General features: G+C 56.8%; 16 protein-coding genes. 7 read left to right on the plus strand and 9 right to left on the minus strand.

The genetic code is table 11. The features are described from left to right. Positions 1-15 precede the first annotated feature (15 nt). The 5 genes from PI91_RS21655 to PI91_RS21675 form a co-directional block, all read right to left on the minus strand. Positions 16-795 carry an MBL fold metallo-hydrolase gene (locus tag PI91_RS21655; protein WP_039267098.1) on the minus strand — a complete coding sequence of 260 codons (780 nt, stop codon included), beginning with the start codon at positions 793-795 and terminating at the stop codon, positions 16-18. A 122-nt stretch (positions 796-917) separates the two neighbouring features. Beyond that, positions 918-1,718, minus strand: a complete 801-nt coding sequence (nlpA, locus tag PI91_RS21660; protein WP_008500128.1) for a lipoprotein NlpA — start codon at positions 1,716-1,718, stop codon at positions 918-920. Between the two features lie 139 nt (positions 1,719-1,857). Beyond that, positions 1,858-2,256: a type II toxin-antitoxin system VapC family toxin gene (locus PI91_RS21665; RefSeq protein WP_023293716.1), complete on the minus strand. Its 399-nt coding sequence runs from the start codon at positions 2,254-2,256 to the stop codon at positions 1,858-1,860. Next, positions 2,253-2,519 carry an antitoxin gene (locus PI91_RS21670; RefSeq protein ID WP_023345171.1) on the minus strand — a complete coding sequence of 89 codons (267 nt, stop codon included), beginning with the start codon at positions 2,517-2,519 and terminating at the stop codon, positions 2,253-2,255. The genes PI91_RS21665 and PI91_RS21670 overlap by 4 nt, the downstream gene beginning before the upstream one ends. 129 nt (positions 2,520-2,648) lie before the next feature. Then, entirely contained in the window at positions 2,649-3,068 is a 420-nt protein-coding gene (locus PI91_RS21675) for a GNAT family N-acetyltransferase (RefSeq protein WP_008500129.1), read from the minus strand. Positions 3,069-3,208: 140 nt separating this feature from the next. On the opposite strand from PI91_RS21675, the gene PI91_RS21680 reads away from it, so the two are divergent. Then, positions 3,209-3,505 carry a YicS family protein gene (locus tag PI91_RS21680; RefSeq protein WP_021242704.1) on the plus strand — a complete coding sequence of 99 codons (297 nt, stop codon included), beginning with the start codon at positions 3,209-3,211 and terminating at the stop codon, positions 3,503-3,505. Positions 3,506-3,566: 61 nt separating this feature from the next. Here PI91_RS21680 and PI91_RS21685 read toward each other — a convergent pair whose 3' ends face one another. Next, on the minus strand, positions 3,567-4,517 hold the full coding sequence (locus PI91_RS21685) for a LacI family DNA-binding transcriptional regulator (protein ID WP_023293714.1): 951 nt from the start codon (positions 4,515-4,517) through the stop codon (positions 3,567-3,569). A gap of 293 nt (positions 4,518-4,810) precedes the next feature. Between PI91_RS21685 and PI91_RS21690 the strand changes: the two genes are divergently transcribed. The 6 genes from PI91_RS21690 to PI91_RS21715 all read left to right on the plus strand — a co-directional run bounded on the left by PI91_RS21690 (position 4,811) and on the right by PI91_RS21715 (position 10,725). Further along, positions 4,811-5,125: a PTS sugar transporter subunit IIB gene (locus tag PI91_RS21690; RefSeq protein ID WP_008500132.1), complete on the plus strand. Its 315-nt coding sequence runs from the start codon at positions 4,811-4,813 to the stop codon at positions 5,123-5,125. Positions 5,126-5,136: 11 nt separating this feature from the next. Then, positions 5,137-6,465, plus strand: a complete 1,329-nt coding sequence (locus PI91_RS21695; protein WP_039267099.1) for a PTS sugar transporter subunit IIC — start codon at positions 5,137-5,139, stop codon at positions 6,463-6,465. Positions 6,466-6,482: 17 nt separating this feature from the next. Beyond that, positions 6,483-7,859, plus strand: a complete 1,377-nt coding sequence (locus tag PI91_RS21700) for a glycoside hydrolase family 1 protein (protein ID WP_039267100.1) — start codon at positions 6,483-6,485, stop codon at positions 7,857-7,859. Between the two features lie 5 nt (positions 7,860-7,864). Continuing rightward, complete coding sequence (locus PI91_RS21705) at positions 7,865-8,167, plus strand: PTS lactose/cellobiose transporter subunit IIA (RefSeq protein ID WP_029741865.1); 303 nt, start codon at positions 7,865-7,867, stop codon at positions 8,165-8,167. 138 nt (positions 8,168-8,305) lie between these two features. Beyond that, positions 8,306-9,685, plus strand: a complete 1,380-nt coding sequence (locus PI91_RS21710) for a carbohydrate porin (protein WP_023326394.1) — start codon at positions 8,306-8,308, stop codon at positions 9,683-9,685. A 134-nt stretch (positions 9,686-9,819) separates the two neighbouring features. After that, positions 9,820-10,725, plus strand: coding sequence for an EamA family transporter (locus PI91_RS21715; RefSeq protein ID WP_032654354.1), 906 nt, complete (start codon positions 9,820-9,822; stop codon positions 10,723-10,725). Positions 10,726-10,773: 48 nt separating this feature from the next. Here PI91_RS21715 and nepI read toward each other — a convergent pair whose 3' ends face one another. The 3 genes from nepI to uhpT all read right to left on the minus strand — a co-directional run bounded on the left by nepI (position 10,774) and on the right by uhpT (position 14,086). Continuing rightward, complete coding sequence (gene nepI / locus PI91_RS21720; RefSeq protein WP_023345166.1) at positions 10,774-11,964, minus strand: purine ribonucleoside efflux pump NepI; 1,191 nt, start codon at positions 11,962-11,964, stop codon at positions 10,774-10,776. A 102-nt stretch (positions 11,965-12,066) separates the two neighbouring features. Beyond that, positions 12,067-12,519, minus strand: a complete 453-nt coding sequence (locus PI91_RS21725) for a DUF1198 domain-containing protein (protein WP_021242696.1) — start codon at positions 12,517-12,519, stop codon at positions 12,067-12,069. 175 nt (positions 12,520-12,694) lie between these two features. Then, positions 12,695-14,086, minus strand: a complete 1,392-nt coding sequence (gene uhpT, locus PI91_RS21730) for a hexose-6-phosphate:phosphate antiporter (protein ID WP_025910697.1) — start codon at positions 14,084-14,086, stop codon at positions 12,695-12,697. Positions 14,087-14,192: the final 106 nt, after the last annotated feature.

The following is a 14,192-nucleotide window of genomic DNA, read 5'->3' on the forward strand; positions in this document are numbered from 1 at the left end:
TTCCCTTTCAGACACTCAGAATATAACGGTTTCGCCATCCTCAGGAATACTCACCGCGTCACTCACCTGGTTGGCTTCTACATACTCACGCAGCGCGCTGCGGGTCAACAGGCAGTGGTTAATGGCCTCCATATGGCTCGCCACAATGTTGGCCTGCGGCAGCAGGAAATGAACGTTAAGCACATCTTCCTGCCCCATAATAATGGGCCCAAAACCAATGACGTGGGCATAGCCAGCGTTCAGCACCACCACGTCCGGCTGGTGCTTTTGCAGATCGGCCGCCACCTCGTCACGCCAGACGGTATCCCCGGCAAGGTAGAGCGTCTTCTCATCAGGATGACGCAGCACCACGCCACAGGCCTCGCCCAGCCGCTCCGCCAGTTCGGGCACGGCGTATGCGCGATCGGTACCGTGCTGGCCGCCGTGGGTTTTCGCTATCCGGATATCACCAAAGGTGGTTGCGTCGGTCATGACCGTCAGGTTGCTAAACCCCTGGCTGCGCAGCAGCGCGGCATCACGGTCGTTTTGCACGTAGATCGGTTTGTCTTTGGCGATCAGTTCCGCCGCGGCGCGATCCCAGTGATCGTCATGGGTATGGGTGACGATCACCGCGTCGGCGTCCAGCAGCGTGTTGACGTCTACGGGGAGTTCGACCGTCGGGTTACGGCGTTCGGCATGGGCCGTGCCGGGGAAGCCCGGATAAGCGCCCTGCGGAGCCAGCATCGGGTCGATTAAAAGACGTTTTCCGGCGTAGGTAATCAGCTGGGTGGCGTTGCGAATGTGGGTGATGTTCATGGGCTATCCTCCGGTTGGTGTGATAAGGAGGATAGCCAGCCGTCGCGCGTCACGCTGTGGGTTAAAGGGCGATTACCGATGGAATCGGGCCAATTTTCGTCACCGCGCTTTCTGCGGGTTCCTTACCAGCCCGGCACCGCCCCGCCGTTAAAGATCGTCTCCGCCGCTTTCGCCACTTCAGGCGACTGATACGACTGGATAAATTCCTTCACGTTCTCGGCGTCTTTGTTGTCTTCGCGCGTCACCACGATGTTCACGTACGGCGAATTTTTGTCTTCGATAAAGACGCTGTCATGCACCGGCGACAGCCCGGTTTGCTGGATATAGGTGGTGCTGATGATGGCGACATCCACTTTCGGGTCGTCCAGCACGCGCGGCAGCTGCGCCCCTTCCAGCTCCATGATTTTCAGCTGTTTAGGGTTGGCGGTAATATCCAGCGCCGTCGGCAGCAGCCCGGTATCTGGCTTCAGGGTGATGAGCTTCTCTTTTTGCAGCAGCAACAGCGCACGTCCCAGGTTGGTCGGGTCGTTTGGAATGGCAATGGTTGCCCCGTCCTTCAGATCCGAGACGGATTTGATTTTGCGGGAATAGCCTGCCATCGGGAAGACAAAGGTGTTCGCCACGGCCACCAGCTTGTAGCCATGCGCCTTATTATCCTCTGCAAGGAACGGGCGATGCTGGAAGACGTTGGCATCCAGTTCCCCCTGGTTGGTGGCATCGTTAGGCAACAGCGAGCCGCTGAAGCCCACCAGCTCCACGTCCAGGCCATATTTCTCTTTTGCCACCTTTTTGGCAACTTCCGCCACGTCCTGTTCGGCGCCGTTGATGACGCCGACTTTAATGTGTTTGGCATCGCTGCCACTTTGATCGCACCCTGCCAGCAGCAGGCCAGCCAGTACCAGAGCACCCAATCGACGTTTCACAAGACAGTTCCTTTTGCTGAATGTTGTAGTGACTATATCGACAACGAGGCGGTGAAATAAAAACCGAAAAAGAATCAATAAGAAGGATAAGTTATATGCGGGTATGGCCGGGTGGCGCTGCACCACCGGGCATCAGGGATCACAACGTTGTCGTCCAGTCCTCGACGGCAAGCTCCTGCACCATTCTGAATGCACGATCGTTAGTAACAATCGTTGTTCCCCGACTGATAGCATGTGCAGCGATCAGTTGATCGAGATCCCCCATCACTTTCCCTTTCTTTTCCAGGGTTGCACGGAGTTCACCGTACGTTGCTGCGGCGTCGCTGTCCCAGTCGCAAATCGTGATGGTATTGAGAAACTCCCGGATTGTTTCTTTCAATCTACTGCTTTTCTTCTTGTCAGCACCATACAGCAATTCCGCTTCGGTAATGCTTGAGATACAAACGTCACCCGGCGCCAGACATGTCATTCTGCTTACAACCTCCGGGTGTCGTTTAAACAAGTGACTCACAATATTCGTATCCAGCATATGTCTCATGAGCATGCTCCATCCAGAGGGTCTCTTGTCGTAACACTCTGATTGCGTTCCTCCTTGCTCAAAAACGTATCTGGTACGTCCGTTTCTGCCAGCATGCGGAGAAAATTATCCCAGCTCTTTATTCGAACAGGTTTTGCCGCCAAAACGACATTCCCCTCCTCATCCCGTCGGATGTAGACGCTCTCCGTATCAAACGCGAATTCAGCAGGCAGCATAACGGCCTGATTCTGACCCTTTTTGAATAGTTTTGCTGTGCGTTCCATTGCTATCTCCATGGATGACTTGACCAGGCCAAAGCATGCGCCACGGCCCGAAAAGAAGACAAGCAACACGTTTTAAATTAGGAAAGCGGCTCGCAATAAATAGCAGAATGCATAATGACAGAAACGGGCTTAAAGGGCTTTCGCCAGGTAATGTCGCTGCATGCCCGGGTACGGATAATCCTGCAAAGACATCTGCAGCTGGTACCCCTGTTTTTCATAGAACGGACGCGCCTGGAAGCTGACGGTATCCACCAGCGCGTGCTTGCAGCCTTTGCGTCTGGCTTCATCTTCCGCCGTTTTGATGAGCTGGCTGCCCACGCCGGATCCGCGTACGGCATCGCTCACCCAGAGAAAGTCGATATTCAGCCAGTCGCCTTTACGCACCCCAATGAGCCCGCCGAGCATGGTGCCGATGTCGTCCCGCACGTAAACGCCAATATCCCCGCTGAATGTGGAGAGATCCAGAAACTGCGCATTGTAGGCTCTCAGGCCCGTGAGTAACTCTTCTTTTTCCTGCGCCGTAACCGCATGAGTAATGCTCAGGTGCATATTTTTCTCCTTGTTATCTGTGCCGTTTCACTATCTCACACACGCAACGTGGAGAAAATTCATACTTTCGGCTGGCGTCGCTACACTGAATGTAACGATATATTTCATGGGAAGCCTGTGACGTCAAAAGGGGGTTGTTGATGAAAGCTGCACACCTTGTCTGCCTGCTGGTTTGTCTGCTGTTCGCCGCGTTTGTCCACGCTCAGGAAAAGGACGATCCGGCGAAAGAGGCGCAGATTAAGCAACAGGTCCTGAAAGATATTAAGAAAACCTGTACGCCACAGAAAAAGCAGAGCGATAAGGCCTGGCAGGCGATGATTTTGTCGTCAGAGGCCAATCAGCTGCTGATCAAAAATGCCGTTACCGCCGTGAAGCGTGACAACCTGGACGCCTACTGGGCGGCGATTGGTCAGGTGGATTGTATGGAAGATTATTGAGGGCTGGAAACCTGCTTCTCGCCGGGTGGCGGCTGCGCCTTTCCCGGCCTACACAACATGTTTAACGCTTACGCACGTCTGGAATGATCAAATCCCCGCGCAGCACATACGAGCCCAGCATCTGCGTTTTCTCCGTCAGCCAGCTTACAATACGCGCCGCCATCGCATCCATAGAATATTCAATCGCCGGGATCACCGGAATACCCGGCAGGTGCAGCGATCCGGCCAGGCTAAAGACCATAATGTCGTCCGGCACGGATTTATTAAACGCCTGCAGCTGCGGGATCACCCGCTGGGCTTCCTGCTCGTCCGCCACCAGCAGCGCGTTGAAGTTCAGCGTGCTGGCGTTATTCAGCAGCTCCTGTAGCGCAACGGACGACGAGGTCGCGTCCATGAACACAAGGTTGCGATTAAAGGGCAGGAAATTTTTCTCCAGCGCGTGCTTGTAGCCGAGCAGCACCTGGTCAGCAAAACCGCTGCCGTGCGGATGGATCAGGGCAATCTGGCGTCGCCCCTGGCTGGTCAGGTAGTTACAGGCGGTTTCGGCGGCAAAGGCGTGATCGAACTGGATGCTGTTGGAATTATCAGACTCCATGCAGTCCACCAGAATGACGTTGTCCATGTCGACGTCCAGCGGGAAACGCGCGCCAATCACCAGGATGTCATCGCAAAGCCCGCAGGAGAGTTCCTCAAGAGCGTGCATCACTTCCGCTTTGCTGTGCGCGAAACGCAGCAGCAGGTGTTTTTGATGCTGGCTGAGCTGTTTTTCCAGCGCGTAGAGATAACCAGTGGTCTGGTTAATGTTTTCCTGGGCGCAAATCACCCCGATACAGCCCGTCGACTGGCTCAGCAGCGACTGGGCAATCACATTAGGCCGGTAGTTAAGCTCATCCACTGCCTTCAGAACGGCCTGACGGCTGGCTTCCTTTACGCCACGCGACCCACTCAACACTCGCGATACCGTGGCTTTAGACACCCCGGCAAGACGTGATACATCATTGATTGTCGACATCTCTTTCCCCTGGCAGGCTTACCTCGCGCCTGCAAATTCCATGACCGCTTCGGCTCACATTATAGCCAGAGCGGAGTATATCCGTTTCCGTTTTCCATGGAAACCGATTTTCCGTTTCCACTCCAAATGATGTCAAAACAGCCAAATTATGTGACCTGCATCCGGTTAATTAGCCTCATAAGCATTGGATCTTGATGGTTGTCACAGTTCTGTCTTTTATGAATGGAAACCGGTTTCCGTATCATGTCCAATCATCCTCGCAATAACTTTTTACATTTAGAGGATGGTTGTCGATGTTCAAGATTATGCTGTGCTGCTCTGCCGGGATGTCCACCAGCCTGTTGGTCAGCAAAATGGTCGATGTCGCGAAAGAACGTGGTTTGCCGGTGAAGATTGATGCGTACGGTGTTTCCGAATTTGATACGCAGTTTCCGCAATACCAGGTGGTACTTCTCGGACCGCAAGTGAAATACATGTTACAGACACTCTCAGACAAGGCGGCGACGCATGGCATTCCGGTGCAGCCCATCGACATGATGGACTACGGCATGCAGCGTGGCGATAAAGTACTGGACTTTGCTCTGTCGCTCATCGAAGCGGCACACTAAAAGGTGTTCACATGAGTTCGTTATATCAATCCATGGTTGCGGTGATTGAGCAGTCAATTACCCCGCTGGCCGCGAAGCTCGGTCAGCAAAAGTACGTGATTGCCATCCGCGACGGCTTTACCGCCGCGCTGCCGTTTATGATCATCGGCTCGTTTATGCTGGTGTTCATCTTCCCGCCGTTCTCGGCGGATACCACTAACAGCTTCGCCCGCGGCTGGCTGGATTTTTCCCAAACCTACCGCGAACAGCTGATGCTGCCGTTTAACCTCAGCATGGGCGTGATGACCTTCTTCATCTCGGTAGGGATTGGGGCGAGCCTGGGGCGTCAGTTTAACCTCGACCCGGTGATGTCCGGCCTGCTGGCCTTTATGGCCTTCCTGCTGGTCGCCGCGCCGTATACCGACGGCAAAATCTCAACCCAGTACCTCTCCGGCCAGGGCATCTTCACCGCCCTGATCGCCGCCATTTACTCAACCCGCGTGTACGCCTGGCTGAAGCAGAACAACGTCACCATCCGCCTGCCGAAGGAAGTGCCCACCGGCGTGGCGCGTTCGTTTGAGATCCTGATCCCGGTGATGGTGGTGATCGGCACGCTGCACCCGCTGAACCTGTTCATTGAAGCGCAGACCGGGATGATTATCCCGCAGGCGATCATGCACCTGCTGGAGCCGCTGGTGTCCGCGTCTGACTCCCTGCCCGCCATTCTGCTCTCCGTGCTGCTGTGCCAGATCTTCTGGTTCGCGGGTATCCACGGCTCGCTGATTGTTACCGGCATCATGAACCCGTTCTGGATGGCGAACCTCTCGGCAAACCAGGCGGCACTGGCCGCAGGCGCGGCGCTGCCGCACGTTTATCTGCAAGGCTTCTGGGATCACTACCTGCTGATTGGCGGCGTCGGTTCCACCCTGCCGCTGGCCTTCCTGCTGCTGCGCAGCCGCGTTACCCACCTGCGCACCATCGGCAAAATGGGCGTGGTGCCAAGCTTCTTTAACATCAACGAGCCGATTCTGTTCGGCGCGCCGATCATCATGAACCCGATGCTGTTTATCCCGTTTGTGTTTGTTCCGCTGGTCAACGCCTGCCTGGCGTACGGCGCCACGAAGCTCGGCTGGCTGGCACAGGTGGTCTCGTTAACCCCGTGGACTACGCCCGCGCCGATTGGCGCCTCGTGGGCGGCGAACTGGGCGCTGAGCCCGGTGGTGATGTGCCTCGTCTGCATGGTGATGTCGGCGCTGATGTACCTGCCTTTCCTGCGCGCCTATGAGCGTACGCTGATTAAAAACGAAGAGCAGAAAGCCCAGGCTGCAACCGTGGGTGCCGCTGAAGCCACAAGTAACTAAGTCAAAGAGGAAGGGTCATGAAATACGCATTTCCCGATAACTTCTGGTGGGGCAGCGCAAGCTCCGCTCTCCAGACGGAAGGGACACGAGAGGGTGAAACCACGTGGGACTACTGGTTTGCCCGCGAGCCGAACCGTTTTCACAACGGCGTGGGGCCGCAGCACACCTCCACGTTTTATCAGCACTGGAAAACGGACATTCAGCTGTTAAAACAGCTGAACCACAACAGCTTTCGTACCTCGATTAGCTGGGCGCGCCTGATCCCCGACGGTATCGGTGAAGTGAACCCGGACGCGGTCGATTTTTATAATCAGGTCATTGATGAGCTGAATGAACAGGGCATCACGCCGTTTATCACCCTGTTCCATTTCGACATGCCGATGGCGATGCAGGAAATTGGCGGCTGGGAAAACCGTGACGTGGTGGACGCGTACGCCCGCTATGCGCAGATTTGCTTCGAGCTGTTCGGCGACCGCGTGCTGCACTGGTTTACCTTTAACGAGCCGATCGTGCCGGTGGAAGGCGGTTATCTGTACGACTTCCACTACCCCAACGTAGTGGATTTCCGCCGGGCGGCCACCGTGGCGTATCACACGGTGCTGGCCCATGCGAAGGCGGTTCAGGCCTACCGCGCCGGGCACTACGCGGGGGAGATCGGCATCGTGCTGAACCTGACGCCGTCGTATCCGCGTTCGCAGAACCCGGCAGACGTGAAGGCGGCGCACGTTGCGGATCTGATGTTTAACCGCAGCTTCCTCGACCCGGTCCTGCGCGGCGAATACCCGGCGGATCTGGTGGCGCTGCTGAAATCTTACGACCAGCTGCCCGCCTGCAAGCCGGAAGACGGTTTCCTGATTGCGGAAGGGAAAATCGACCTGCTCGGCATTAACTACTATCAGCCGCGTCGCGTGAAGTGTCGCGACAGCGCGGTGAACCCGCAGGCGCCGTTTATGCCGGAATGGTTCTTTGATAGCTACGAGATGCCGGGCCGCAAGATGAACCCCTACCGCGGCTGGGAAATCTACGCGCCGGGTATTTACGATATTCTGATTAACCTGCGCGACAATTACGGCAACCCCCGCTGCTTTATTTCTGAAAACGGCATGGGCGTCGAAAACGAGCAACGTTTTATTGAAAATGGCCAGATTAACGATCAATACCGCATTGATTTTATATCTGAGCATTTAACGTGGCTGCATAAAGGCATAAGCGAAGAGTGTAATTGTCTTGGCTACCATATGTGGACATTTATTGATAACTGGTCGTGGTGTAACGCGTATAAAAATCGCTACGGATTTATCCAGCTCGATCTGGAGACGCAGCAGCGCACCATTAAGAAAAGCGGGGAGTGGTTTGCCGCCACCGCCTTAAATAATAGCTTTGATAAAGAGTAATGATGATGATCGCACTAGAAGAAGCCGTAATGGAAATTATCGTCAACGCCGGGCAGTCCCGCAGCCTGTGCTTTGAAGCGCTGCACGCGGCGCGCCAAGGCAACATTGATGAAGCTAAAAGCCTGCTGCGCGAAGCCGACGGCTACGCGCGTCAGGCGCATAAGATGCAGACCAAACTGATTGAGCAGGACGCGGGCGAAGGCCGCCAGCCGATGACGTTAATCATGGTGCACGCGCAGGATCATTTAATGAACTCCTTATTAGCGCGTGAATTATCCGAAGAAATTATTCATTTATATCAGAGATAGTCTATGGCGAAATAAATTACTGCAATACCTCTGTACCTAAAACTAGAAATCCACTTGTTCTGATGATAGCGACATATTCTGTCAGATCGGAGCGGGATGGTTATTGTCTGAATAAAATTAAACTATATTGAGATAACCATGAATACGATTAAAAAACTTCCATTAACCATGGCGGTTATCGCCGCGCTTTGCCCAATTTCCGTGCTCGCCCAGGAATTCACGCAGGAGCAAATCGACGCCATTGTGGCGAAAGCGGTGGATAAAGCCCTGGCCGAACGTCAGGCCAAAATGGATGCCGCCGTCGCGAAAAAAGCGGACGTGGTGACCGAGCCGCAGAGCGCGGCGCAATCCCCGGACATGGCGATTCCGTTCGGGATTAAATTTACCGGCTACGCCCGCTACGGCGCGCACTTCCAGGCCGCCGATCAGAAATATGTGGCGGTGGATGGCTCCTACAACGGCGCGTCCGCGATCGGTCGTCTGGGTAACGAAGGCAACGGCGGCGAGTTCCAGCTCTCCAAGGCCTTCAAGGGCGAAAACGGCGCCATCTGGGACATCAACGTGATGATCGACCACTGGGGCGACGAAGTTAACCTGAAAAAGGCCTACGCGGGGGTGACCAACATTATGGCCTCCAACCCGAACGCCTATTTCTGGGCCGGTCGCGACTTCCACCAGCGTCCGCAGCAGGGCATCAACGATTACTTCTGGATGAACCACGACGGCCAGGGCGCCGGGGTGAAGAACTTCGATATCGGCGGCGTGCAGTTTGACGTCGCTGCCGTGGCGGCAGTGGAATCCTGTAGCCCGGAAGTGATGGAAGACGAAGCGAACCCGTCACGCATCACCTGTACCGGCGGGTCCGGCACGGGCGACAAAGGTAACTACGCGGCCACCTCTAAAATCCACGGTATGAAGCTCGGTCCGCTGGATCTGGAGCTGTACGCCAACTACGGCTTTGATTCAAAAGCGGTGGAGAGCGACGAGCGTCTGAACGCCTGGCAGGGTGGCGTGGTGCTGAGCCACACCAACGACAGCGGCGTGAACAAGGTGATTGCCCGCTACTCCGATAACTCGGACAACAGCGTGTTCAATAAAACCGAAGACCTGACCACGGTCTACGCCAGCTTCGAAGGGCTGTACAAATTCACCCAGGCCACGCAGGTGGAGTACATCCTCGCCTTCCACGACTACGACAACAGCCGTGATAAGACCGACAACCGTAAGAACTACAACGCCATCGTGCGCCCGATGCACTGGTGGAACGACGTTCACTCCACCTGGCTGGAAGCGGGCTGGCAGCACGTGGATTACGACAACGGCGGCGACAACAAGGGCTGGAAGCTGACCCTGTCGCAGAACATGTCTATCGCCATGGGGCCGGAGTTCCGTCCGATGCTGCGCTTCTACGTGACCGGCGGCAAGGTGGATAACGCACGCACCGCGCGCGTGAACAACACCAAAGACGAGACGCTCGACGACTTTAACGTCGGCGCGATGTGGGAGGCGTGGTTCTAGTAAAGCGTCGTTTGTTTCGCCCGGCGGCGCTGCGCTTGCACGGGCCTACAAGGTTTTGTAGGCCGGGTAAGCGTAGCGCCACCCGGCAAGATCCCATGTTATGCTACAAAAAAACCAACATAACAGGGGAGAAAATGGGTTCCACACGTAAAGGGATGCTGAACGTCCTGATCGCCGCCGTTTTATGGGGCAGTTCCGGCGTTTGCGCGCAGTACATCATGGAGAAAAGCCACATTTCTTCGCCTTACCTGACCATGGTTCGCCTGCTGTTTACCGGCGTGATCCTGCTGACGCTCTCCTTCGTTCACGGCGACAAGATTTTCTCGGTCATCAAGCATCGCAAAGATGCCCTCAGCCTGCTTTTTTTCTCGCTGGTCGGCGCGCTCACCGTGCAGCTCACCTTCCTGCTGACGATTGAAAAATCCAACGCCGCGACGGCCACCGTGCTGCAGTTTCTGTCGCCAACGATTATCGTGGCGTGGTTCGCGCTGGCGCGGAAAAAGCGCCCCGGCGTGTTTGTTTTGTCCGCGATTGTGACCTCGCTTGTCGGGACGTTCCTGCTGGTCACCCACGGCGACCCAACCTCGCTCTCCATCTCGCCTGCCGCCCTGTTCTTCGGCATCGCCTCGGCGTTTGCCGCCGCGTTTTACACCACCTATCCGTCAACGCTGATTGCCCGCTACGGCACATTGCCGATTGTCGGCTGGAGTATGTTGATTGCCGGATTAATGCTGACGCCGTTCTACGCCGGACGCGGCACCACCTTCGTGATCGACGGCGGCCTGCTGCTGGCGTTTTTCTACCTGGTGGTGATTGGCACCGCGCTGACGTTCAGCCTGTATCTGAAAGGCGCACAGATGATCGGCGGGCCGAAGGCGAGCATCCTGAGCTGCGCCGAGCCGCTGAGCAGCGCGCTGCTATCGGTGGTGTTGCTGGGCGTGGCGTTCACCCTGCCGGACTGGCTGGGGACGCTGCTGATCGTGTCGTCGGTGGTGCTGATTTCGATGGATTCGCGTAGAAGGGTTAAGGCATCGGCGTAGCCTGATGCCCTCACCCCAACCCTCTCCCACGGGAGAGGGAGAAAAACACTACTTCGCTTTAACCTTCCCTGCCACCAGCAGCGCCGTCAGCAGCATCAGCGTGCCGGAAATCACCAGCGGTGACGTCAGCCCCAGATGGTCGAGCGCCACGCCGCCAATGGCCGCGCCGCAGGTGTTCGCCAGCTGGATCACCGCCACCTGAATCGACCCGGCTTTTTCCGCCTGATCGGCGAGCGAGCGGGTGATCCACGTCGACCAGCCCACCGGCACCAGCGCAAAGGCAAAGCCCCAGATAATCGCAATGGCAGACGCGACCCACTTATCGCTGCCCCACAGCACCAGCACCGTGGCGCTCGCCGCCAGCACCAGCGGCGCACCCGCCAGCGCCACCTTCAGGGAGCGTTTCAGGAACTGCGACGACAGCGAGGTACCGACAAAGCTGGCGATACCGAAGCTCAACAGCACCAGCGTCAGGCCGTCTACGTCAAAGCCCGCCATGGTCATAAACACCGGGCGGATATAGGTAAAGAAGGCAAACTGCCCGGCAAAGGCCATAAAGATGGCGGTCATCCCCGCCAGCACGCCGGGGCGCTTGAGCAGCGCGAACATGTTCTGCTTATGGTGCGCCGCTTCGCCCGGCAGGGACGGCAGCGCTTTCCAGACCCAAATGATGCAGAGCAGGCCCATCACCGCCGCGGCGTTGAAGACGTTACGCCAGCCGATAATCCCACCGAGGAAGCTGCCCAGCGGCGCGGCGATCACCAGCGCGATGGAGACCGCACCGAAGATAACGGAAAGCGCTTTCGGCACCGTCCGCGCGGGCACCAGGCGCATGGTGAGCGAGGCCGACATCGCCCAGAAGCCGCCGAGCCCCAGCCCCAGACAGGCGCGCCCCAGCAGCAGCAGGGTAAAGCTTTCCGCAAACGAGACCAGCAGGCAGGAGAGCGTCAGCAGCACGCTGAACAGAATGACCACCTTGCGGCGGTCAATCGCGCCAATCACCTGGGTGATAAACAGGCTGGCGAACATCGCCACGAAGGCGGTGACGGTAACGGACTGACCCGCCACACCTTCGGAAATGCCCAGATCCTGCGCCATCGGCGTCAGCAGGCTTACCGGCAGAAACTCAACGGTAATCAGGCAGGCGACGCAGAACGCCACGGAGAAAACCGCCGACCAGTTGGGGCGAGTAACCTCTTTGGTCTGCGGTCGGGTCGTGGGCTGGATATGTTCTGTCATGGCGTCACCTGAAGATAAAAACGTGCGGAAAAGTCGCGCAGTTTATCATCAAAAGTGTGACGAATTTAACGTTTAGACAACTTTTGTGGTTTTTAGAGGGGATCAGTGCAGGTAAAACACGCCCTCTTCCGGCAGGAAGAGCTGGTTATAGCGTAGCTGGAAGGCGTTCAGCTCCTGCGGATCGGGCTCCATCTCGCGCATGAAGCCGAGCGCCAGACGGATTTGCGCATCGGTGATCGGCGCGGCCAGGCGGGCTTTACGCAGCATGCGGTGCCAGGCGTGCAGGTTCTCCTCGCTGCCGTCGACAATGCAGACCTGCCAGATCAGCAGCACCTGCGCGGCGTTTTGCAGATGCGCCTCGTCCGGCCGTTCAAGGTAGCGGATAAACTCATTGCCCGGCGTTTTACCGAACTGATCGATCATCGACTCAACCGGCATCGGGGTGATGCCAAGACGCTCGCTTAAACGTTTGATGGCGCGGCGGGAATCTGAGGTCAGGACGCGAAATCCCACCACAAACACCACGGCAAGCGTTGCCAGCATTATCCAGACCATGCGTTCTCCTTTGACTAGCCGCTCATCATAGCGGGAAACGCACGGCGTCAACAGCGGGCATAACCAGAATAGTGCTCTGAAAAGACGTTGCGGAATGGGGGATCAGGTATTAACGCCGTCGGCGCAAATAAAAAAGCCCGGCATCACACACCGGGCAAAGAAGTTACCTGCACACTCAGGCTGTTTTTAATTTCTGCGCACGATTTTCACGGCGAATTTTACGTTCTTCCAGCACCGCGACCATCGCCATCAGGACGATACAGCCGATCGCTGCCGCATCCAGCGCCGCGAAGGTGCCCGCCCAGCCGGTGAGGCCGAAAATTGGCGTGCCGTCGGCGATCATCCCCAGACCCAGCTTGGCAAAGCTGTCGCCGATCAGATAGGCGAAGGTGCCTTTAATCCCATCGGCGGCGCCGATCGCTTTTTTCGGTACGAAGCCCACTGCCGCCACGCCGATCAGCAGCTGCGGACCAAACACCAGGAAGCCGAGCGCGAACAGGGATGCGAGGTAAACGTACTGGTTGCTGGCGTGCTGGTAGATGCCGAGGGTGGCGATAATCAACGCCAGCGCGATGCAGGCCACCAGTGCGCGACGGCCGTTGGCGAGGTCGGAGAGCCAGCCCCACAGCAGCGTGCCGACCAGCGCGCCCACTTCGAACAGGGTGAAGCCCTGAATTGCTACTTCTTTAGAAAGCTTCAGCTCCTGGAAAGCATACACGGTTGACCACTGGTCAATGCCGATACGCACCACGTAGAGGAAGATGTTTGAGAAGCAGAGCAGCCAGATCACTTTGTTTTTCAGCACGTACTCAACAAAGATCTGCCATTTGGTCATCTCGTTCTCTTCGGTCTCTTTGTCCTCTTCGCTGATCTCCTCGCCGAACAGCTCTTCCGCTTTGCCGAGGCCGTACGATTCCGGGGAGTCGCTGCCGTAGCGCAGGCCGATAAAGCCGACGATCAGGGCGATAATCGACGGGAAGATAAACATACCGATCACATGGCCGTCGAACAGGTAGTTTGCGCCGAACAGCGCTACGCCAGCCGCGCCCGCCCCGCCGAGGTTGTGGGAGATGTTCCACATGCCGAGGTAGGAACCACGCTTGCGGCGCGGGGTCCATTTGGTAATGGTGGAGTAGCTGCACGACCCGCCGGTGCTCTGGAAGAAACCGCTCAGGGCGTAGAAGGCGATCATCAGGAACAGGCTGACGGAGCCCGCGCCCATGCTGGCGCTGAAGCCGAGCATACAGATGGCGGAGAGGATCAGCATAAACGGCAGGAACTGCTTGGTGTTTTTGCCGTCCGCGTAGTAGGACACAACCGTTTTCCCCACGCCGTACGTAATGGAGAAGCCCAGGCCAATCATCCCCAGCTGCGTCATGCTCAGCCCGTAGGTCGAGATCATGTCGTTCTGCGCGATGTTAAAGTTTTTGCGGATCAGATACATGGTCAGGTAGCCGATGAAGACCACCAGATAGGACTGCATGAACGGTTTGAACCACATCTTGCGCCGCACGTCGAGCGGCAGATCCAGAGTCGGCTTGCGCACCTGGTTTAAGAAGGCCAGCATGGTTGGTTTACTCCTGAGCTGATTTTTGCAGCATTGTAAAAATCAGCCGGGAGAGATGCCTGAGACAGCGTCCAGGTAAAACCGGGAAAATTTCCTAGTTTTGCGC

This window comes from Enterobacter sp. FB, assembly GCF_000805795.1.
In the GTDB taxonomy this organism is placed as follows: domain Bacteria; phylum Pseudomonadota; class Gammaproteobacteria; order Enterobacterales; family Enterobacteriaceae; genus Enterobacter; species Enterobacter roggenkampii.